General features: G+C 71.1%; 17 protein-coding genes and 1 tRNA gene. 4 read left to right on the top strand and 14 right to left on the bottom strand.

Translation table 11 applies throughout. The features are described 5' to 3' along the window. Position 1: 1 nt before the first annotated feature. The 4 genes from CIK71_RS07240 to CIK71_RS07225 form a co-directional block, all read right to left on the bottom strand. A complete protein-coding gene (locus CIK71_RS07240; protein ID WP_096164528.1) occupies positions 2 to 748 on the bottom strand; it encodes a siderophore-interacting protein in 747 nt (248 codons plus the stop codon). Positions 749 to 852: 104 nt separating this feature from the next. After that, positions 853 to 1,947 carry a LacI family DNA-binding transcriptional regulator gene (locus CIK71_RS07235; protein WP_096164527.1) on the bottom strand — a complete coding sequence of 365 codons (1,095 nt, stop codon included), beginning with the start codon at positions 1,945 to 1,947 and terminating at the stop codon, positions 853 to 855. Positions 1,948 to 2,137: 190 nt separating this feature from the next. Next, positions 2,138 to 3,130 carry a hydroxyacid dehydrogenase gene (locus CIK71_RS07230; RefSeq protein WP_096164526.1) on the bottom strand — a complete coding sequence of 331 codons (993 nt, stop codon included), beginning with the start codon at positions 3,128 to 3,130 and terminating at the stop codon, positions 2,138 to 2,140. Then, positions 3,127 to 3,909: a sugar phosphate isomerase/epimerase family protein gene (locus CIK71_RS07225; RefSeq protein WP_096164525.1), complete on the bottom strand. Its 783-nt coding sequence runs from the start codon at positions 3,907 to 3,909 to the stop codon at positions 3,127 to 3,129. Before CIK71_RS07225 ends, CIK71_RS07230 begins: the two co-directional genes overlap by 4 nt. A gap of 124 nt (positions 3,910 to 4,033) precedes the next feature. Between CIK71_RS07225 and CIK71_RS07220 the strand changes: the two genes are divergently transcribed. Both CIK71_RS07220 and CIK71_RS07215 read left to right on the top strand, forming a co-directional pair. Continuing rightward, the gene (locus CIK71_RS07220) at positions 4,034 to 5,539 is read left to right on the top strand and encodes a sulfatase-like hydrolase/transferase (protein WP_096164524.1); all 1,506 of its coding nucleotides are present in this window, start codon (positions 4,034 to 4,036) and stop codon (positions 5,537 to 5,539) included. Further along, positions 5,539 to 7,002, top strand: a complete 1,464-nt coding sequence (locus tag CIK71_RS07215) for a sulfatase family protein (RefSeq protein ID WP_096164523.1) — start codon at positions 5,539 to 5,541, stop codon at positions 7,000 to 7,002. The genes CIK71_RS07220 and CIK71_RS07215 overlap by 1 nt, the downstream gene beginning before the upstream one ends. Positions 7,003 to 7,052: 50 nt before the next feature. On the opposite strand, the gene CIK71_RS07210 is transcribed toward CIK71_RS07215, so the two are convergent. Then, positions 7,053 to 7,745: a CE1759 family FMN reductase gene (locus CIK71_RS07210; RefSeq protein WP_096164522.1), complete on the bottom strand. Its 693-nt coding sequence runs from the start codon at positions 7,743 to 7,745 to the stop codon at positions 7,053 to 7,055. Positions 7,746 to 7,816: 71 nt separating this feature from the next. Next, the gene (locus CIK71_RS07205; RefSeq protein ID WP_096164521.1) at positions 7,817 to 8,983 is read right to left on the bottom strand and encodes an LLM class flavin-dependent oxidoreductase; all 1,167 of its coding nucleotides are present in this window, start codon (positions 8,981 to 8,983) and stop codon (positions 7,817 to 7,819) included. Between the two features lie 247 nt (positions 8,984 to 9,230). Between CIK71_RS07205 and CIK71_RS07200 the strand changes: the two genes are divergently transcribed. Next, positions 9,231 to 11,375: a S9 family peptidase gene (locus CIK71_RS07200; RefSeq protein WP_096164520.1), complete on the top strand. Its 2,145-nt coding sequence runs from the start codon at positions 9,231 to 9,233 to the stop codon at positions 11,373 to 11,375. Positions 11,376 to 11,681: 306 nt separating this feature from the next. On the opposite strand, the gene CIK71_RS07195 is transcribed toward CIK71_RS07200, so the two are convergent. The 5 genes from CIK71_RS07195 to CIK71_RS07175 form a co-directional block, all read right to left on the bottom strand. After that, complete coding sequence (locus CIK71_RS07195; protein ID WP_096164519.1) at positions 11,682 to 12,527, bottom strand: MetQ/NlpA family ABC transporter substrate-binding protein; 846 nt, start codon at positions 12,525 to 12,527, stop codon at positions 11,682 to 11,684. Between the two features lie 244 nt (positions 12,528 to 12,771). Then, complete coding sequence (locus CIK71_RS07190) at positions 12,772 to 13,449, bottom strand: methionine ABC transporter permease (protein WP_096164518.1); 678 nt, start codon at positions 13,447 to 13,449, stop codon at positions 12,772 to 12,774. Continuing rightward, positions 13,446 to 14,186 (bottom strand): methionine ABC transporter ATP-binding protein, encoded by a 741-nt coding sequence (locus tag CIK71_RS07185; RefSeq protein WP_096164517.1) that lies wholly within the window; start codon positions 14,184 to 14,186, stop codon positions 13,446 to 13,448. Before CIK71_RS07185 ends, CIK71_RS07190 begins: the two co-directional genes overlap by 4 nt. Before the next feature lie 113 nt (positions 14,187 to 14,299). Then, entirely contained in the window at positions 14,300 to 14,989 is a 690-nt protein-coding gene (locus CIK71_RS07180) for an OsmC family protein (protein WP_217990151.1), read from the bottom strand. Beyond that, positions 14,989 to 15,930, bottom strand: coding sequence for a hypothetical protein (locus CIK71_RS07175; RefSeq protein ID WP_141393699.1), 942 nt, complete (start codon positions 15,928 to 15,930; stop codon positions 14,989 to 14,991). The genes CIK71_RS07180 and CIK71_RS07175 overlap by 1 nt, the downstream gene beginning before the upstream one ends. Positions 15,931 to 16,691: 761 nt before the next feature. Between CIK71_RS07175 and CIK71_RS07170 the strand changes: the two genes are divergently transcribed. Further along, on the top strand, positions 16,692 to 17,756 hold the full coding sequence (locus CIK71_RS07170; protein WP_096164515.1) for an Rv2578c family radical SAM protein: 1,065 nt from the start codon (positions 16,692 to 16,694) through the stop codon (positions 17,754 to 17,756). A 210-nt stretch (positions 17,757 to 17,966) separates the two neighbouring features. On the opposite strand, the gene CIK71_RS07165 is transcribed toward CIK71_RS07170, so the two are convergent. The 3 genes from CIK71_RS07165 to CIK71_RS07155 all read right to left on the bottom strand — a co-directional run bounded on the left by CIK71_RS07165 (position 17,967) and on the right by CIK71_RS07155 (position 19,645). Further along, positions 17,967 to 18,054 (bottom strand) — tRNA-Ser (locus CIK71_RS07165). A gap of 83 nt (positions 18,055 to 18,137) precedes the next feature. Beyond that, entirely contained in the window at positions 18,138 to 18,935 is a 798-nt protein-coding gene (locus tag CIK71_RS07160) for a DUF5694 domain-containing protein (RefSeq protein WP_096164514.1), read from the bottom strand. Positions 18,936 to 19,117: 182 nt separating this feature from the next. Beyond that, positions 19,118 to 19,645: a flavin reductase family protein gene (locus CIK71_RS07155; RefSeq protein WP_096164513.1), complete on the bottom strand. Its 528-nt coding sequence runs from the start codon at positions 19,643 to 19,645 to the stop codon at positions 19,118 to 19,120. Positions 19,646 to 19,768 lie beyond the last annotated feature (123 nt).

The raw sequence follows: 19,768 nt of genomic DNA, 5'->3' as shown, positions 1-19,768 counted from the left end.
GTCAGCTCTTCTTCCAGTAGGCCAGGGAGTGGATCCGCTCCTTGGGGACGGCCAGCTGCCTGCGCAGGCCGGACGTCAGCGCACGGGTGGGCGCTCCCTCGAGGGCGACGAAGAACGTCGACCCCGTGGGGGCCGCCCCGGCGGTCGCCAGCGCCGTGTGCACGAGGGATCCGTCGCGGTCGATCCAGCGCATGCTGAGCCCCTCGCGCGCGGGGAGCGTGAGCACCTGCTCGTCGTCGGCGTATCCGCGCTCCAGGAGCACGGTCGCGGGAACCTCGGGAAGGCGGCGCAGGGTGTCCGCGATCGCCGGGTAGGAGGCGCCGTCGCCCACCATGACCAGATGTGTCGGAGTCTCCGCGACCGGGTTCCGGCCGTTCAGCACGGTCGCGTCGATCTCGTCGCCCGCCGTGGCGCCGCGCGCCCAGTCCGAGGCGATGCCGGGGTGGAGATAGAACTCGATACAGGCCGTGCCCTCGGCCGGGTCGGGGTCCACGAGCGTGTAGCCGCGCTGGTGGCCCTTGCCGGCAGGCGTCGTGAACCACAGACGCAGCCAGTAGGTCGGGTAGACGGCGTCGCGGGCCAGGAGCCCGTCGAGATCGACCTTCAGTCGCACGAAGTTCTCTGCGACCTCCTCGCGGTCGATCACCCGCAACCGCAGATCCTTGCCGCCCCACATCCTGATCAGGGCGCCGTCGACGCCGCGTCGGGGTGAACTGGTGCGCGTCGGGTTCGACGAGTCGGTGGTCACGAGGCTCTCCACGGGCAGGCGGTATGAGGTGAGCCTTACCTTAGTGTCTCGCCGTCGGGTAGCGCCAGGGGGATCGGTCGTGCATTCGCGGAACGTCGGGGCGGTCAGGCCTTCGCGGCCACGGCAGTGGATTCGCGCAGCAGCACGTCGCCGCGCACGTGCACCTCGGTGATGGCGTCGTCGGCCGCGTTCTCATGCTGCCCGCCCTGCTCGTCGCCCCCGCCCTGCTCGTCCTGGACGGGGTGCTCCAGCACCCACTCCACGGCCTGGCGGGCCATGTCGTGCAACGGCAGCGCGATCGTGGTCAGGGTGGGGTGGGAGTCGGCGCCGTCGGGCACCCCGCCGAAGCCCGCCACGGCCACTTGGCCGGGCACGGAGATCCCGCGGCGGCGCAGCTCGCCGAGCGCGCCGAGGGCCATGACGTCCGCTGGGGCGAACACGCACAGCGGTGCGTCGTCGGCGGCGGCGGTCTCGAGGTGCTCCTCGATCCGCTCGGCCAGCTCGTAGCCGCCGTCGCGGGTCAGGCCCGCCTCGATGCTCAGCTCGGGCTCGATGCCCGCCTCGGTGAGGGCGGCGACGAAGCCGCCGGTGCGCGAGCCGGCCGACGGGATCCCGGCGATGCCCTGGACCACGGCGAAGCGCCGGTGACCCTCGACGATCAGCGCGGTGGCGAGCTCATGGGCCGCGGCGGCGTTGTCCGGCACGATGGTGCGGCCCACGCCCACCGACTGGCCCATGCCGACCACCTTGCCGCCGTTGCGGGCGAAGCCCTCCAGCAGCGTGCTGATCGCGGCGTCGGAGTCGTTGCCGTAGCGATGCGAGCCCACCAGCACGAGGGCATCGACCTGCTGGGCGATGAGGGAACGCAGTGCACGCACCTCGGTGTCGATCTCGCGATCGGTCTGGGTGAGCAGCACCTGCGACTGCGAGGCGAAGACCTGCTGCTGGACCTCGCGGGCGATGGTCGCGAAGTACGGGTCGGCGATGTCGTGCACGACCAGACCGATCAGGCCCGAGCGGGAACGGGCCAGCGCCTGTGCCTGGGCGTTGGGCACGTAGCCGAGCCGCGCGGCGGAGGCCTCCACCTTCTCGGCGACGGCCTTGCCGGGCACCCGGGCCGAGCCGTTGAGCACGCGGGACGCGGTGGCCAGGGAGACCCCGGCATCCTGGGCGACATCGCTGAGACGCACTGCGGGCATCGGGGCTCCTACGTGGCGGGGGACTGCGGCGGTCGTGCAGGCCGAACGGATCATGCGGGGTGTGCGGACCATGCGGGACGGGGAAACGCTGTCCCGTCCCCGTCAGCATAACCAGGACGGCGCCGCCCGACCGGGGAATCGGCCCGTCCGGACGCGTGATCTTCCTCCTGGGTGACGGGCGACGCTCGGCTCAGGCGGAGATGTCGAGCCGGGCGGGGTCCACTGGGAAGCGCGCAGGCTCCCCGGCGGCGAGCCGGCGCACCTCCTCCAGGGCGTGCTCGCCCATCCGGCGCAGCTCGTTGCCCTGGGAGCCGGCGATGTGCGGGGTGAGCGAGACGTTCGGCAGGTCCCAGATCGGGTCGTCGTCGGCCAGGTCGTCGTGGACGTCGAGCACGGCGGAGAGTCGCCCGGAGACCAGCTCGTCGCGCAGCGCGTCCGGCTCCACGAGCGCCGGGCGGGCGGTGTTGAGGAAGGTGGTCCCGTCCCGCATCAGGGCGAGCAGGTCGCGGCTGACCATCCCGCGCGTGGAGGGGACATCGGGCGCATGCAGGCTCACCACGTCGCTGCGGGAGTACAGCTCCTCGGCCTCGACCTTCGTCGCGCCCAGTGCGGCGACCTGCTCGGTGCTCGCGTACGGGTCGGTGATCAGCACGTCGAGGTCGAAACGCCGCAGATGCTCCGCCACCAGGACGCCGATGCGGGAGGCCCCGATGAGGCCGACGACGCCGCCGTAGTTGCCGATCCCCGGATCCGCCGCCGTGCCGCCGTGCACCGTGTGGTCCGTGCGGTAGCGCGCCTCGCGGGCAAGGCTGCGCTTGCCGGCCAGCAGGAGGTGGGCGAGGGTGAACTCCGCGACCGGCACCGCGTTCGCCTCGGTCGCCGACGTCACCGTGATGTCGCCGCGGGCCCACACCGCGTCGGAGACCACGAAGCGCACCGTGCCCGCGGTGTGGACGATCCCTCGCAGGCGGGGCAGCCGCACGAGGGCCGCAGCGTCGAGGAGGGGTGATCCCCACCCGGTGACCAGCACCTCCGCTGCGGCGAGCTCCGCGTCCGAGGCGGCGTTGAGGTCCGGCAGCGTGCGCCCTGTGTCGATCTCGGCCAGTCGGGCCAACCGCTCGAGCTGGGTGGGGTCGAACAGGTGGTGCTGGAGCCCCTGGGGCATCGCCAGCAGCGCCCTCATCGCGCGGCGTCCTCTCCAGCGGCGATCAGGGAGCGCAAGGTCTGCGCCTCGCGGGACAGGAGAGCGGGGTCGTCGCCGGGGATGAACTCGAGCAGTGCGTCGCGGTCCGAGCCCTCGGCGGCGAGCACCGTGAACACCTCGCGCCAGAGATCCTCCCGCGCGGAGAGCGGATGACGCTGATGATCCGGCCACCAGGAGAAGACATGGATGGTCGACAGGAACGGGAGCGCCTGGCGCAGGGTGCCCACCGCGTCGGCCGCGGGCATGTCCTGGTGGGGCTGCCAGTAGCTGAGCACGGTGCCGCGGCCCACCTCCTCGAGCAGGCGCAGGGTCGAGCCGATCTCGTCGGTCAGGGTGCCGCCGTGGAACTCGAGGCCCACCTCGAGACCGTGCTCGGCCGCGCGGTCGGCGAAGTCCTGGACACGGCCGACGAGACGCGCACGGTGCGGCTCCGCGACCTCGGCCGACCCCCGACTGCCCGCCCACACCCGGATCCTCGGCGCGCCGAGCATCCGGGCGGAGGCGATCACCGCATCACCCTCGGTGCGGTTCTCGTCGTCGGCCCCCTCGAAGCGCAGGTAGGAGCCGTAGGAGGCGACGGACAGGCCCGCGCTCTCGGTCAGCTCGCGCGCGCGAGCTGCGGCGACGGCGTCCCCGGGCGGCACATGCGCGTCCCCGGCCCATTCGATGCATGCGAGGCCCGCATGGTCCGCGAGGGCGACGACGTCCTCGATGTCGAGCCCGCGGAAGGTGACGGAGCAGAGGCCGGGCCGGATCATCGGGAGTCCTTTCGGAGGGAGGTCGGGGAAAACGGTTCCCCGGAGGCTACTCTAGAAGCTCTCGACGCCACGTTCGCCGTCGACCCGCTCGACCCGCTCGACCCGCCCGCACAGGAGGCGCCCGATGCCCGCTCCGGAGCTCGCACCGCCCGGCGACCCGGCACACGACGATCCCGCACGGCCCAACGTCCTGCTCCTGGTCACCGACGACCAGGGCGCCTGGGCGATGGGGTCGCGCACGCCCGAGATCCGCACGCCGACGCTGGACCGGCTCCAGCGGGAGGGCACCACGCTGTCGCAGTTCTTCTGCGCCTCGCCGGTCTGCTCGCCGGCCCGGGCGAGCATCATGACCGGCCGCATGCCGTCGGCCCACGGGGTGCACGACTGGATCGCACCCGAGGCGCTGGCCCGCGCCGAGCAGCCCCGTCGGCAGCAGGATCCCGACTTCCTCGAGGACCTGCCCGGTGCGGACACCCTCGGTGCCCTGCTCGCACGCAACGGCTACCGCTGCGGCATGGTGGGCAAATGGCACGTGGGCTCCTCCGAGCGGGCCGCGGAGGGATTCGAGTACTGGTATGCCCACCAGCTCGGCGGCGGTCCGTACTACGGCGCGCCGATCTGGGAGCAGGATCCGGCGACCGGACGGCCGACGAGCCCGCCGACCCCGGCCACCGAACCCGGCTACCTCACCGACGCGATCACCGAGCACGGGCTCGACTTCCTGGACCGGGGAGCGGACGACGACCGGCCGTTCTTCCTGCAGGTCACCTGGACCGCCCCGCACGACCCCTGGTTGGGCGACGAGCACCCCGCCGAGCTGCGCGACCTCTACCGGGACACCGACTTCCCCTCGATCCCCGAGCCTCCCGCGCATCCCTGGTTTCGGCGCGAGCACTTCGCCGGTGCCGTCGCGCACCGGCAGGAGGCGCTGACCGGATACTGCGCCGCCGTCAGCGGGGTGGACCGCAGCGTCGAGGCCCTCCTGGCCCACCTCGAGGAGCGCGGCGAGCTCGAGGACACGCTGGTCATCTTCACCTCGGACAACGGGTTCTCCTGCGGCCACCACGGCTACTGGGGCAAGGGCAACGGGACCTGGCCGCTGAACTTCTGGGAGCCGTCGATCACCGTCCCCTTCATCGCCGCGTGGCCAGGGCGGATCCCCGCCGGGCAGGTCGACGAGCGGCCCGCGTCGGCGACCAGCATCTACGAGACGATCGCCGAGCTCACCGGATCCCCGCCCGCGCTGGACCCGCTGCGCGCCGGCCGGTCGCTCGCGCCGCGCCTGCTCGGGAGCGAGGCCGATGGCGGCGAGGATCGGGCGGACGCGGCCGACGACCCGATCGTGATCCACGACGAGTACGGTGCCGCGCGCATGATCCGCACCGGCGGCTGGAAGCTCGTGCTGCGGCGCGAGGGCCCCACGGAGCTCTATGACCTCGTCGCGGACCCCCTCGAGGAGACCGACCGCTCCGCGGACCCGTCGTGCGCCGTGCGGCTGCGCGAGCTGACCGACATGATGTCCACCTGGTTCGCGCGCCACGAGAGGGAGGGGCTGAGCGGCTGGGAGACCGAGGTCGACGGCCTCGGGCAGCGCGCACCTCTGCACCCCCGCCCGGAGAAAGGCCCCTGATGACCGCCACGACCGACCGCCCGAACATCCTGCTGATCGTCTCCGACGACCACGGGTACGCCGACCGCTCCGCCCGCAGCAGCGCGGACGCCCGCACCCCGCACCTCGACCGGCTCGCCGACAGCGGGACGACCTTCGACAACGGATACGTCACCGCTCCGATCTGCTCGCCCTCCCGCGCCGGCCTCATCGCCGGTGCGCACCAGCAGCGATGGGGTGCCCGGTGGTTCGACTCCTCGGCGTTCCCGCCCGCAGAGCGCCAGGTCATGCCCGAGATCCTGGCGGGCGCCGGCTATCGCACGGGCTACTTCGGGAAGGTGCACTACGGCCCCGAGCAGCCCGGGGACCGGGCCTGCCCCGACCGCCACGGCTTCGGCAGCAGCCTGTACGGCCTGGCCGGCCTCAGCATGGGGCGCCTGCACTACCTGCACCACTCCGAGCAGGCGCGCGAGGAGTACGGGGAGGCGGCGTCGCGCCACGGGGTGAGCCCGCTGTTCGAGAACGGGGTCGAGGTGGACTGCGAGCAGCACCTGACCGTGGAGTTCACCGATCGCGCGATCGACTTCATGGGCGAGGCCGCGGACGCCGCCGCCGAGACAGAGGCAGAGGCAGAGGCCCCGTTCTTCTGCATGGTCGCCTACAACGCGGTGCACAACTTCGCCTGGCAGCTGCCGGAGGACGAGCTCGCCGCGCGCGCCCTGCCCCACCACGACGACTTCGACCCCGAGGCCGCGGACTACGTCGACTGGTACGACGGAGCGATCTCCCCGCACCTCGAGCACGGCCGGGACTACTACCTCGCCCAGCTCGAAATCATGGACCGGGAGATCGGGCGGATGCTCGACCACCTCGAGGCCACCGGTCGGCGCGAACGCACCCTGGTCGTCTACCTCACCGACAACGGCGGCTCCACCTGCAACTACGGGGACAATGCACCGCTCGTGGGCACCAAGTACAGCCTCTTCGAGGGCGGGGTGAGGGTGCCGTTCCTGGTCTCCTGGCCCGGCACCGTCCCGGCGGGCGAGCGCTCGCAGGCCCTGGTCTCCGCTCTCGACCTGCTGCCCACCTTCGCGGCGGCGGCCGGCGCGGACCTCTCGCAGGCCGCGCCGCTGGACGGGCGCGATCTGCGCGCGGCGTGGGAGGTTGCGGCGTCAGCCCCGGCAGGAGCGCCGGGCGGGGCCGACGGCGGGGGCCACGACGTGCTGCACTTCGACACCGGCTTCCAGTGGGCGGTGCGCACACCGGAGTGGAAGCTGCGCTGGGTCGACGCGAGCACGGGGCATCGCGAGCAGCTGCTCGCGGTCGAGCACACCGACATCGGCGACGGGCTCACCCTGGTGCCGCTCGGCCCCGGGGAGCATGACGAATCCGCCGCGGCCGATGTCTCCGCGCAGCACCCCGAGGTGGTCGCCGAGCTCACCGCCCTGCACGAGCAGTGGGCGGGGCAGCTCGCGTCGGCGTGAGGCGAGGCCCGATCGCTCACGCGGAGCGGCGCCGCCGAGGATGCGTGCGCTCAGTCGCGACCGAGCAGCTTGCCCATCGGCACGAAGTCGGAGAACTCCGCGTCCAGGGTCGAGGCCGGCTCCTCAGGAGTCCCGTCGGCTGCACTCTCGGAGGTCTCCGCGGTGACGGCCGAGCTGCCGATCCCGGCGCTCAGCATCGTGGCGAGCTCCGTCGCGGCCCGGCGCACGCGCGCCGCGAGCGGCTGCTCGTCGGCCTGGCCGTCGGTGTCGGCACCGAAATCGGCCGACGCCGCGAACACGACCGTGGGGACGACCTCCGCCTTCAGGTACCCGAACAGGGGACGGATCGCGTAGTCGATCGCCAGGGAGTGCCGTGCGGTGCCGGCGGTCGCGCCCAGCAGCACCGGCTTGTTCCTCCAGACCTCGACGTCGACCGCGTCGAAGAAGGTCTTGAACAGGCCCGAGGGGCCGACGTTGAACACCGGGGTCACGGCGATGACCGCGTCGGCCGCGCGGACGGACTCGATCACCATGGACAGCCGCTCGTCGGGGAAGCGGGTGAGCAGGGCATCGGTGATGGCGTGGGCGTACTCGCGCAGCTCCACCGTGGTGACGTCCACCTCGGCGCCGTCACGGCCGAGGGCGGTGGCGGCGGCTCGGGAGAGCTGGTCGGTGAGCATGCGCGTCGAGCTGGGGGTGGACAGTCCGGCGGACAGGGCGACGAGGCGAACGGTGTCGGTCATGGGGCGAGCCTCTCAGAGTGCGGGGTGAGCGGTGGCGGCTGAGCGGTGGCTGGCGCCGGCCGCGCGGCCGGTCAGCGGGTGCGGTTCTCGGCATCCTCGGCGCGCAGACCGGTCCAGTTGTCGCCGGTCTCGAACTTGTAGGCGTCGTCGAACGCGCCACGTCGTGATTCTGACTCGGCGACCCGGGCGGCGTGGGTCGGCGCCTCGGGGACGTCGGCCGGCTTGCGGGCCTCGAGCTCGCGGCGCAGCACCGGGACCACCTCGGTGCCCAGCAGCTCGATCTGCTCCAGGACCGTCTTCTGCGGGAGGCCCGCATGGTCCATGAGGAACATCTGGCGCTGGTAGTCGCCGACGCCGTCGGCCATGGTCAGGTAGCGCTCGACGACCTGTTCGGGGGAGCCGACGGTCAGCGGCGTGGCCCGGGTGAAGTCCTCCATCGAGGGGCCGCCGCCGTACACCGGGGCGTTGTCGAAGTAGGGGCGGAACTCGTTCCAGGCGTCCTGGGAGTTCTTGCGCATGAAGGCCTGACCGCCCAGGCCCACATAGGCCTGACGGGCCGTGCCGTGGCCGTAGTGCTCATAGCGCTCGCGGTACAGCTGGACCATCTGCTGGGTGTGGCTCATGGGCCAGAAGATGTTGTTGTGCAGGAAGCCGTCGCCGTAGTACGCGGCCTGCTCGGCGATCTGCGGGGAGCGGATCGAGCCGTGCCACACGAACGGGGCGACGCCGTCCAGCGGGCGCGGGGTCGAGGTGAACTGCTGCAGCGGCGTGCGGAAGCTGCCCTCCCAGTCCACGACGTCCTCGGTCCACAGGCGGCGCAGCAGATCGTAGTTCTCGATCGCGATCTCGACGCCCTTGCGGATGTCCTGCCCGAACCACGGGTAGACGGGGCCGGTGTTGCCGCGGCCCATCACGAGGTCCACCCGACCGCCGGTGAGGTGCTGCAGCATCGCGTAGTCCTCGGCGATCTTCACCGGGTCGTTCGTGGTGATCAGCGTGGTCGCGGTGGACAGGATCAGGTCCGTGGTCCGCGCACCGATGTAGGCGAGCGTGGTGGTGGGCGAGGAGGTCACGAACGGCGGGTTGTGGTGCTCCCCGACGGCGAACACGTCCAGGCCCACCTGTTCGGCGAGCGTGGCCTGCTCCACCATCGAGCGCAGGCGCTCGTTCTCGGTGGGCACCCTGCCGGTGGTGGGGTCCGGCGTGATGTCGGCGATGGTGAAGATTCCGAACTGCATGATCGCTCCTCGCGGTAGGTCTCGTGGATCGGGAGGTGCCCGGCGTCCTGACGGGATGCCGGAGTGCGTCTCGATCGATAGTTCAAAAGTAAACTAGATTGGGCGCGGACGCAAGGCAGGGGTGACCGCCGTCCCGTCGGCCGTGCTGTCGGCCGTGCTGTCGGACGCTCTGTCGTGACCCCGTCGAGACCTCGTCGAGACCTCGTTGGGGCGCCTCCCGTGCGCGGGGGTGACAGGATGGTGAACCATGACACTCGAGAGCATCGAAGCCCTGTTGGACGCGACCCGATTGGCGGGTTTGGAGACCACGGATGGGGGCAGGATCCTCGCGAAGGTGTCGTCACCGAACGCGAAGGGCACCGCGTACCGCAGCTCCCTCGTGGAGCTCGACGGTGGGCGGACCGTTCCCCTGACCAGGGGAGAGGCCTCCATCGGAGCGGTCGTCGCCGCCGAGGATGGCACCACCTGCTTTACCTCCCAGCGCGTGGGCGAGGACGGCGAGGAGGCCGAGGACGCCCAGCTCTGGGCGCTGCCCGTGCGCGGCGAGGCCCGCGAACTCGCCTCCCGGCCCGGCGGATTCGGCGGCCTCCACCTGGCCGGTTCCCATCTCGTCGCGGAGCTCGAGGTGCACTCCCAGGCGGCCGACGAGACCGAGCACGCCCGTCTGATGAAGGAGCGGACGACGGCCAAGGTGACCGCCGCCCTCCATTCGAGCTTCCCGACCCGCTACTGGGATCACGACCTGGGGCCGACCCGTCCCGTGCTCGCGATCGCCGCAGTCCCCGAGGACCTCTCCAGTGCGGAGGCCACGCCCGCCCCGGGGACGCGCGCCACGGACGGTACCGGCGCAGGCGGCAGCGCCGGCGTCAGTGCCGGCGGAAGTGCCGGAACGAGCACGTCGTCGGACGCCGAGGGCTCCGGGGGGTCTGGGCGCTCCGAGGGCTCCGAGGATGCCGCGCACGAGCAGGTGCTCCACTTCCGGTACGTCACGATGCCCGCGGGTCGGCTCGTCGAGTGGAGCGTGGACCGCACCGGATCCCGGGCGCTGGTGGCGATGCAGGACTCCCGCGGCGACCTGCTCGCCACGGCAGACCTCTACCTGCTGGATCTCATCGGCGGTCAGCCCCCGCGTCTGCTGCGCGAGGCGACCGCGGAGGTCGAGTTCGAGCCCGGCGAGTTCAGTCCCGACGGCATGCGGGTACTGATCGGCCGCGGTCGCACCTGGACCCAGCACGCGAGCCTCTCGAGCACCGTCGAGGTGCTCGACCTGGCGACCGGTGACTCCGTGCAGGTGTGGCCCGAGCTGGATCAGTGGGTGGAGCCGATCTGGCTGGACGACGCCACGCTCGTCGCCACCAGCGACGACCAGGGGCGCGGCTCCGTGTGGATCGGCGGGATCGACGACCCCGCCCCGCGACGACTGGCCGGAGGCCCCGAGCAGGATCTGGCCTTCTCCTCCGCCTCGATCGCCGGGGGAGCCGTCAGCGCCGTGGCCTCCGGGATCGCCGTCGCTCCCCATCCCGTGCGCATCGATCCGGCGACCGGCGCGGTGGAGGAGCTGCCGAACCCGGCCGACGCCGTCGAACAGGTCGGCAGCCTCACCGAGATCACCGCGACCGCCGAGGACGGCACCGACCTGCGCGCCTGGCTCCGGGCGCCCGAGGGCGACGGCCCTCACCCGCTGGTGGTCTTCGCCCACGGCGGCCCCTGGGGGTCCTGGAACGCGTGGACCTACCGCTGGAACCCGAACCCGTTCGTGGCCGCCGGCTACGCGGTGCTGCTGCCGGATCCGGCGATCTCCACCGGCTACGGCCAGGCGATGATCGACCGTGGCCAGCACGAGCTGGGCGGCGCGCCGTTCACCGACATCATGGCGCTCACCGACCGTGCCGTCTCCCGGGATGACGTCGACGCCGAACGGACCGCCTTCGCCGGCGGCTCCTACGGCGGCTACATGGCCAACTGGGTGGCCGGCCACACCGGCGATCGCTTCCGCTGCATCGTCACCCACGCCTCCCTGTGGGACACCGCGACCATGGGCCACACCACCGACAACGCCGGATGGGAGCGACCGATGCGCGAGCAGAACGCCCGTTACAACCCCAAGGACTCGGTCGGCGACATCGTGGCGCCGATGCTGGTCATCCACGGGGACCGGGACTACCGCGTGCCGATCGCCCAGGGCCATGCGCTCTGGTACGACCTGCACGAGTTCTCGTCGACCCCGCGCGATGCCGACGGCCGTACCCAGCACCGCTACCTCTACTTCCCGGACGAGGGCCACTGGATCCAGGGACGGGGGAACGCGCAGGTCTGGTACGAGACCTTCCTCGGATTCCTCGACACCCACGTGCGCGGCGAGGACTGGGAGCGTCCCGCGACGCTCGGCTGATCGCGGCGCGCGGCTGGCCGGTGCGCTGGGCTGGGCTGGTCGGGGCACGCGGCTGGTCGGTGCGCTGGGCCGGGCTGGTCGGGGCGCGCGGCTGACGGGGGTGTTCGGCTGACGGGGCGTACGGCTGGCCTGGCGGCTGCGCTGAGCTGATCAGCGCGCGCGGCGTCGACAAATGTGAGCTGGGGACTCATCCAAGGGGGTCACATGAGTCCCCAGCTCACATTTGCTGCCCGCGGGGCGTGGCCGGCCCTCGGGGTGTGGCCGGCCCGCGGGGCGTGCCCGGGCCGCGGGGCGTGGTGCGCGGGGTCAGAAGGAGGGCAGCAGGGTCTCGCTGTGCTCGTCCTCGAGGAAGGTGCGCACGGTGTCGCTGGTCATCGCGCGGCGCAGCACCTCGATCTTCTCCGAATCCTGGTTGTCCTCGCGGGCCACCAGGGAGATCGCGAAGCGCTGGTCGACGGTCTCCTCGAGCAGGATCGCGTCGGCCGGAGTGAGTCCCACCTTCGAGATATAGGTCGGGTAGTTGTAGACCATCGCGATGCCGTCCTCGTCGTACGCGGAGGCGAGGTTCAGCAGATCCACCTGCACGAACTCGAGGTCCAGGGGGTTGTCGACGATGTCGCCGATGCGGCCCTCGAAGCCGGCGTCCTCCGGGAGGCTGAGCAGGCCCTGCTCGTGGAGGATCGCCAGCGCGCGGCCCTCGTTGGACGCGTCGTTGGGGATCGCGACCTTCGCGCCCGCGGGGATCTCGTCGGCGCTCGCGTAGGCCTTGGAGTAGTAGCCCACCTTCGCGTCGTAGATCGGCTCGAGCAGCACGAGGTCCGCGTCGTTCTCCGCGTTGAAGGCCTGCATGTACGGCTCGTGCTGAGCGAAGTTCGCATCGACCTCGCCGTCGGCCAGCAGCCGGTTGTACTGCACGTTGTCGCTGACCTGGACCAGCTCGATCGTGTAGCCCTCCTTCTCGGCGACCTCGGCCGCGGTGGTGACCACGTCGGTCATCGGCGGGAGGTGGGAGGCGACCTTGATCAGGGTGTCGGCGTCGGATCCACCCGAGCCCGAGCCCGAGCCCGAGCCGGATCCGCCGACGCCGCAGGCGGCGAGGCCCAGCGCGGCGGCGCCGGTCAGGGTGGAGAGGGCGAAGAGGCGACGGTTCATGAAGGGACTCGTTCCTGGTCGGGGCGGGCCCGAGAGGGGCCGCCGAGGCGCGGGGTGCGGGGACGTGTGGGTACGGGTTGGGACGTGCGGGTCCGGGGGCGGGTGCGCGTGTGGGTCAGGCTGCGGCTGCGGCTGCGGCTGCGGCTGCGGCTGCGGGTCAGGGTGCGGGTACAGGCGGGGGAGTGGGACGCGTCGGGGCGCGGCGGGGCCGATGGGCCCGACAGGTCCGGGGGCGGGGCACGGCTCAGCGGGCCCGTTTGTCGAGGACGCGGGCGAGCAGGGTGCCGGCCCCTTGGATGAGCATGACGGCCACGATCATCAGCGCGATCGTGGTGTACATGAGGTCGTATTCGTAGGTCTGATAGCCGTAGCGGATCGCGAAGTCGCCCACGCCGCCGCCCCCGACCACACCCATGATCGTGGAGTAGGAGACGATCGAGATCGTCACCGTGGTCAGGCTCAGCACCAGGCCGGAGCGGGCTTCGGAGAACACGAAGCGGGTGACCATCTGCCAGGGGCTGGCGCCGAGCGACCGCGCGAGCTCGATGGTCTGCTCGGGTACGTCCAGCAGGGTCTGCTCGGAGAAGCGGGCGTACAGCGCGGCGGCGACGAAGGCGAGGGGCACCGAGGCGGCGGTGGTGCCGAAGGACGTCCCCACCAGCCATCGCGTGAACGGGATGAGGGCGACGACGAACAGCAGGAAGGGCACCGAGCGCACCACGTTGACGTAGGCGTTGACCACCGAATGCAGCCAACGGCGCTCGTAGGGGCCGCCCGGACGCGCGAGGTAGAGCAGGGTGCCCAGCGGCAGGCCGACGAGGATCGCGGCCAGCAGGGAGTTGCCGATCATGTACCCCGTCTCGACGATCGAGGTGATGATCTCCGAGCGGTACTCGGTCAGGCGTGCCAGCAGATCGCTCATGCCAGGAACTCCGTGGCGCGCTCCGCATAGCTGCCGCCCTGCTCGCGAGGCGGCGGCGGGGTCACGTCGGTGAGCGCGGCCAGACGCCCGTGCTCGAGCACGGCGGCGCGGTCGCACGACGACTTCACGACGTCGAGGGCGTGGCTGACCAGCACGATCGTGGTGCGGAACTCGGTGCGCACCTCGCGCAGCACGGCCATCACGTCGTCGGAGTGCCCGGAGTCCAGTGCTGAGGTGGGCTCATCGGCCAGCAGGATCCGCGGGCGGGTCACGAGCGCCCTGGCGATCGCGACGCGCTGCTTCTCGCCGCCGGAGAGACGGGCGGGATGCTTGTCGCGGTGGTCGGCCATCCGCACGAAGTCGAGCATCTGCAGGGCGGTCTCGCGGCGGGCGGCGCCCCGCCCGCCCTGCAACCGCAGGGGCATCAGGACGTTGTCGAGCACGGTCGAGTTCGCGAGCAGGTTGAACTGCTGGAAGACCATGCCGATGCCACGGCGGCGCTCACGCTGCGCGCGTGGGGGGAGAGTGGAGAGGTCCTCACCGCCGACCATGACGGTGCCGGACGTGGGGGTCTCGAGGTGATTGATCAGGCGCAGCAGGGTGGACTTGCCGGAGCCGGAGGCCCCGACGATCCCGACCATCTCGTTCTCGGCGATGGTGAGGTCGATGTCCTCCAGGGCCGTCACCGTGGACCGGCCCTGCGGGAAGGTCTTCGTGACGTGGCGGAACTGGATCATGTTCTCTCGGAGAGGAGGAGGCCCGGCGCCGCCGCCCGACAGACGGTGCGCAGAGGCGAGATCAGGACCCGTTCAGCGTACCGAGCGCCCAGTGCGGGGAGTTATGCCATCCATCACGTCGGCTCGGGGGTGTGGGCGGCGCCGGGTGTGGAGGGAGCCTCGGGGGTCTCGGGGGCGTCGCCCGTGTCGGGCCTGTCGGTGGCCCCGGGGACGTCGGTAGCACCGGTAGCGGCGGGGGCGTCGGTCGCACGGGAGGTGTCGGTGGCGTCAGCGACGTCGACGATCTCGAGGACCGGCTCGCCCTGCCCGGTCAGCAGCTTCGAGACCGGGCAGCGCGCATGGGCGGCCGCTGCGATCTCGCGGGCCTCGTCGGCCGCTATCTGCTCGATCGTGACCCGTGCGCGCGGCACGAATCGATAGCCGCCGGCAGGGTCGCGGTGCAGCTCCACCTCGACGCTCACCGAGCTCTCGTGCGGCAGGCGGCGTTCGCGGAGGACCACGCGGAGCGTCTCCCCGAGGCAGGTGGCCCACGCCATCGCGAGGAACTGTTCGGGGTTGAATCCGCTCCCGGAAGGCGTCGGAGCGCCGGTGGGGAGCACGACGTCCGACCCCGTCGGGCCCGACTTCGCTGAGTCCGACCCGGCCAAGTCCGACCCCACGAGGCCGGATCCCGCGGCGTGAGAGCCCGAGGCGGCGCCGGCCGTGTCGGGGCACGGGAGGATGGGTCCGTCGTGCACCCGCACGTGGCCCGAGGTGCCGCCCGAGTTATCCACCCGGGCCGTGTAGAGAGCGTCGTCGGTCATCAGGCGACCTGCTCCGCCGGCGCGACCCACGTGTTGCAGACGCCGAGGTCCCCGTCGGACTCGAAGCCCGCCGTCAGCCAGCGCGCCCGCGAGGCGGGAGCGATCGGACGGGACCCTTCGTCCGGATCCCAGTACGACTCGTCCATCAGCTCATCGCGCAGCTCCGGCGCGGGCCGGGCCTCGGCAGGCTGCTGCACCGAGGCGGCGGCACCGAGGCACTGCATCTGCAGAGAATGGCGGCGCCAGACCTCGTCGGCCTGCTCCTGGTCCGCCTCGAGCTTGTCCAGGAGCGTCCCGTAGTAGACGATCGTCGAGCTCTGCCATGCCACCGGGCTCATGTACACGGCGGCCAGATCCCACAGGTAGGCGCCCGGGACGAGCTCGGGGTCGGCCTGCGAGGCGCCGACACCGTAGCCGACGGGCCAGTAGATGACGTTGTTGAGGTTGCAGACCCGCGGGTAATCCGGCTCGAAGGTGTCCGCCTCGCAGGTGGAGTTCGGCACGTCGGGGTAGGTGTAGACCTCGACCGTCGGTGGCTCCCAGGGCAGGCCGCGATCAGACATCGCCGAGGCCCACACGCTGTTCAAGCACGACGCCGACGCATCGAGGACGGCCTGCAGCTCCTCGGTCGACTGTTCGACCGGGGTGGCCGGGAGATCGCAGGAGGAGACGTCCGGCAGGGAGCCGGCGGTCAGAGGATTGTTGGCCAGGACGGCGCGCAGGTCATCGGCGTCTCCCGGGGGTTCCTCATAGATGGCGATGCCCTCGAACTGGGAGTCGGCCGGGTCGGTCGAGAGGCTGGTCGGATCCACAGGCCCGTCGGTCTCGCTCTGGACCTCGGCGTTGCTCGCAGTGCCCGACGCGGCGGACTGCTCACGGTCACCCAGTTGGTTCAACACCAGGAACAGGAGACCGCCGCCGATGGCGAGCAGCAGAATCACGATGCAACCGAGCGCCACGCCGATCAAGGCCCAGGAGCGCTTGCGGGAGGGCTGCTGGGCGGGGTCGGAGCCGGCGTCGCCTGGGCCGCCTGGAGTAGTGGGGCCGCCGGGGCCGCTGTAATCGGCGGGCTCGCTTGGGTCGCTTGGGTCGACGGGGTCGCTTGGGTCGATGGGGTCGACGGGGCTGACCGGGTCGGCGGGGTTGCCCGGGCTGACTGGGCTGACTGGGCTGACTGGGCCGACGCGGGTGGTGGGAGCGGCCGACGGCGACACCCCGTACGAGGAGCTGGGCGCCGGAGCTCCCGAGGCGGAGGGGGCGTGAGGGGTGCCCGCAACATGGGTCGCATCGGGATCGGTGCCCTGTGCGGGCGGTCGCTGCGCAGGCTGCTCGGGCTGCTCGGGCTGCTCGGGCTGCTCGGGCTGCTCGGGGTCCTGCGGGTCGTGGTGAGACCCCTGTCCGGCCCGGTCGCCGTCCGACCCGCCTGTCCCGCCCGTCCCTGCGATCGACATGCGATCCCCTCGCGTCTTCGGTGCTGTTGCCGAAGGCAGGATAGCCGCGCGGGACATGGCAGGGGAGGGGGAGAGCGTTCCGATGCGGTCACGGGCGGGCCGTGCATGTAGCGATGCCGGCCTGCCTTGATCAGCCTTGACCTGCGTGGGCCCGTCTTGGTCTGCCATGACCTGCCATGACCTGCCTTGCCTGTCTTGACCCGTCTTGGTCTGCCTTGACTTCGGTTCGAACGAGTGTTCGACTATGCGACATGCGATGGAGCGGGCAGGAGATCGACCAGGAAGCCGCCGGCGGGCCGACGAATCCCGCGCTGCTGAGCCTGTCGGGCCTGGTGCGCAGCGTGACCACTCCCGAGTTCCGGGGCGTCACCTTCCATGAAGTCACCGCGAAATCCGCGTTGAACAAGGTGCCGGCGGCGAGCTCGATGCCCTTCGACTGGACCGTGAACCCGTACCGCGGCTGCTCCCACGCCTGCGTCTACTGCTTCGCGCGCAGCAGTCACCGCTATCTCGACCTTGACGCGGGTGCCGACTTCGACCAGCAGGTCATCGTCAAGGTCAACGTCGCCGAGGTGCTGCGCACCGAGCTCGCCAAGCGTTCCTGGGCGCGGGAGCTCGTCGCGCTCGGGACGAACACCGATCCCTACCAGCGCGCCGAAGGACGCTATCGGCTGATGCCCGGGATCATCGACGCGCTCGGCGAATCGGGCACGCCGATATCCATCCTCACCAAGGGAACGCTGCTGCGCCGTGACCTGCCGCAGCTGGGAAGAGCGGCCGAGAAGGTCCCGGTGGATCTGTCGATGTCGATCGCCGTGTTCGACGACGAGCTGCAGAAGGCGGTCGAGCCCGGAACGCCCAGCACGGCGGCGCGCCTGGCGACCGTCCGGGCCGCGGCCGATGCCGGCTTCCGCGTCACCGTGTTCCTCATGCCGATCATGCCCTGGCTGACGGACTCGAACGCCCAGCTCGAGTCGGCCCTTGCCCAGATCGCCGAGGCCGGCGCGGTGCGAGTCGTCTTCGGCGCACTGCATCTGCGCCCCGGAGCGAAGGAGTGGTTCCTGGAATGGATCCAGCGGGAGCATCCCGAGCTCGCCGTCGGATATCAGCGGTTCTACGGGAATGCCTCCTATGCCCCGTCGGGCTACCGGAAGGACCTCGCTCGTCGGGTGCGACCGCTGCTCGCACGGCACGGGCTGGACCCCCATGAGGACGAGGATCAGCCCGAGCAGCGGAGGCTCTCGGCAGGCCGTGCGGCGAGACGGGCCGAGGCTCCAGCCGCTCTGGATCTCACGCCCCAGCCGGCGCTGTTCTGACGCCCGACGCTGATCTGGGGCGGAGTCGGGCTGAGCGGGCGGGCTGCGGACTGCGGGCCAGACTTCGTCGGCGTCGGCCTGTGGTCGTCGCCGTATAAGCCCATCACGGGGTGAGCGCCCCCAGAAACGGGCGTTGGCCCATACACTCTGGCCGCGCTGCCTCCGGATGCAGAAAAGTGCCCCGCACCTTGAGGTGAGGGGCACTTTCACTGGCGGAGGATAGGGGATTTGAACCCCTGAGGGCGTTAACCCAACACGCGTTCCAGGCGTGCGCACTAGGCCGCTATGCGAATCCTCCAGCGCTCGTAAGAGCAGGCATCAGCGTACCTGACGGCTGGGAGTGGTGCGAACCGGGCGGGCGCAGGTCACACTCGCCTCTGTTCACGGCTCGAGTTCCTCGAGCTCGACGAGCCGGAGATCGTATTGAGCAGTGCCCAGCGCGGTGCGCAGCGGCATCTCATGACTGGAACCGACGACGAAAAGTATTCGGCCCCCGGGAACAGCGGCGCTCGCCGATCTCAGACGTGCCGCGATCGCCAGGTTCCTCGCACGCCAGTTCGCGAGCATCACGCGGCGCAGGTGAGGAGTGTGCTCGCCGCCGGAGAGGCGCTCCGAGCTCTCCAGGCGCTCGGTCATCGTCCGCACGGCCTCCGATGCGTAGAAGCGCCATTGGGCCCATAGGTCGTCAGCAAGGTGGGGTGGTGCGACGGCTTTCTCGAGGAGCCCGGAGATCTCGCGTCTGTAGTCCTGGAGCTCCGCCTCGAAGCCGTCGGGCAACGGGTCGATGTTCTCGACCCCGGCATGATCGTCGACGTGGGCAACCTGATCGTGGCCGAGCTCTCGGGCGATGTGCGCACCGATGGAGATGGTTTCGCGACGTCGGCCTGCGAGTTCATCGAGGAATTCCCTGACCGGGCCGTCGAGGTCGGCCTCGTGGTGGGGAAGAAGCAGTGCGTTGACCGGTTCGCGCGCACGGAGCCAAGCGAGGACTCGTTCTGTGGCCGACCTGTCGGGCGAGCAGGCTTCGCGCCGCGCCGACCAGACGTCGCTGGGCGGAGAATCCACCAACGACGCTCCGCGTCGTGCGTCGGCAGCTCCGCCGACCTGGAAGTCTGCGAACGTTCCTCCGCGCTGCTCGTACTCGACGACAAGACTCCCCGGGAGGGCCTCGATCGCCACCAGCTCCGGCCTCCACGACATCCGCCGGTCACGAGCCCGGGCTACGGCAGCTTCCGGTGTGGCCGCGGAGAGATGCGCCGTCGGCACGATCAGGAGTTCAGTGCTCGGTACGGGAGGGGGCATCATCGACCTTTCTCAGCGCTGGAGCACCGCTGAGCGTATAGGTCGACGTTCCCGCCGGATCAGATCTGGTACTCGAGCAGCTGGTGGTACGTGCGGTTGCGGTACACTAGCGGCTCCTCCTGCGCGAGCTCCGCGCGGTCGGCGGCCACGAGGATCAGGTGGCTGCTCCCGGCAGGGACCCGTTCCAGGACGCGGCCGCTGATCCACCCGGAGGTTCCGTCGAGCACGGCTTCGCCGGTGGGCTCCCGATGCCAGTCGACCTGGGAGAACCGATCGATCCCCGAGGTGGCGAACACCGTCGAGACCTGCTGCTGATCCGCGGCCAGGAGGTTCACCGTCACGGTCTCCGCGACGCTCAGTGCGGGCCAGGACGAGGACGTGTCGTTGATCGAGAACGCGAGCACGGCCGGCTGCGCGGACACCGAGATGACCGACGTGGCCGTGAAGCCGATCGGCTTCTCCCCGTCATCCAGCGAGATCACGGCGACGCCCGCGGGGTGGCGGCGGAACAGCGCAGCGAAGGTGTCCCGGTCGAGCACGCCGTCGGAGTGGGCGGGGTGATGGGCGGGTGCGGTGTCGGCAGACATGCAGCCCCTTCCTGCGGAGGTATTGGGAGACATAAGCCAGGCTAAAGCGTGTGTGCGTCGAATCCAGCTGAGTGACGAAGGATGACCAGTTCGTGGACTGTCGCGGGTGCGGCGGGTGCGGCG

The organism is Brachybacterium alimentarium (assembly GCF_002332425.1).
GTDB classification, from domain to species: Bacteria; Actinomycetota; Actinomycetes; order Actinomycetales; family Dermabacteraceae; genus Brachybacterium; species Brachybacterium alimentarium.
The sequence above is the reverse complement of the archived record's forward strand: the minus strand, read 5'-3'. Positions and strand labels throughout refer to the sequence as shown.

Coding starts and splice junctions, on each gene's coding strand:
- CIK71_RS07235 (WP_096164527.1), bottom strand. CDS start 1,947: ATGCCCGCAGTGCGTCTCAGCGATGTCGCCCAGGATGCCGGGGTCTCC.
- CIK71_RS07230 (WP_096164526.1), bottom strand. CDS start 3,130: ATGAGGGCGCTGCTGGCGATGCCCCAGGGGCTCCAGCACCACCTGTTC.
- CIK71_RS07225 (WP_096164525.1), bottom strand. CDS start 3,909: ATGATCCGGCCCGGCCTCTGCTCCGTCACCTTCCGCGGGCTCGACATC.
- CIK71_RS07220 (WP_096164524.1), top strand. CDS start 4,034: ATGCCCGCTCCGGAGCTCGCACCGCCCGGCGACCCGGCACACGACGAT.
- CIK71_RS07215 (WP_096164523.1), top strand. CDS start 5,539: ATGACCGCCACGACCGACCGCCCGAACATCCTGCTGATCGTCTCCGAC.
- CIK71_RS07210 (WP_096164522.1), bottom strand. CDS start 7,745: ATGACCGACACCGTTCGCCTCGTCGCCCTGTCCGCCGGACTGTCCACC.
- CIK71_RS07205 (WP_096164521.1), bottom strand. CDS start 8,983: ATGCAGTTCGGAATCTTCACCATCGCCGACATCACGCCGGACCCCACC.
- CIK71_RS07200 (WP_096164520.1), top strand. CDS start 9,231: ATGACACTCGAGAGCATCGAAGCCCTGTTGGACGCGACCCGATTGGCG.
- CIK71_RS07195 (WP_096164519.1), bottom strand. CDS start 12,527: ATGAACCGTCGCCTCTTCGCCCTCTCCACCCTGACCGGCGCCGCCGCG.
- CIK71_RS07190 (WP_096164518.1), bottom strand. CDS start 13,449: ATGAGCGATCTGCTGGCACGCCTGACCGAGTACCGCTCGGAGATCATC.
- CIK71_RS07185 (WP_096164517.1), bottom strand. CDS start 14,186: ATGATCCAGTTCCGCCACGTCACGAAGACCTTCCCGCAGGGCCGGTCC.
- CIK71_RS07180 (WP_217990151.1), bottom strand. CDS start 14,989: ATGACCGACGACGCTCTCTACACGGCCCGGGTGGATAACTCGGGCGGC.
- CIK71_RS07170 (WP_096164515.1), top strand. CDS start 16,692: ATGCGATGGAGCGGGCAGGAGATCGACCAGGAAGCCGCCGGCGGGCCG.
- CIK71_RS07155 (WP_096164513.1), bottom strand. CDS start 19,645: ATGTCTGCCGACACCGCACCCGCCCATCACCCCGCCCACTCCGACGGC.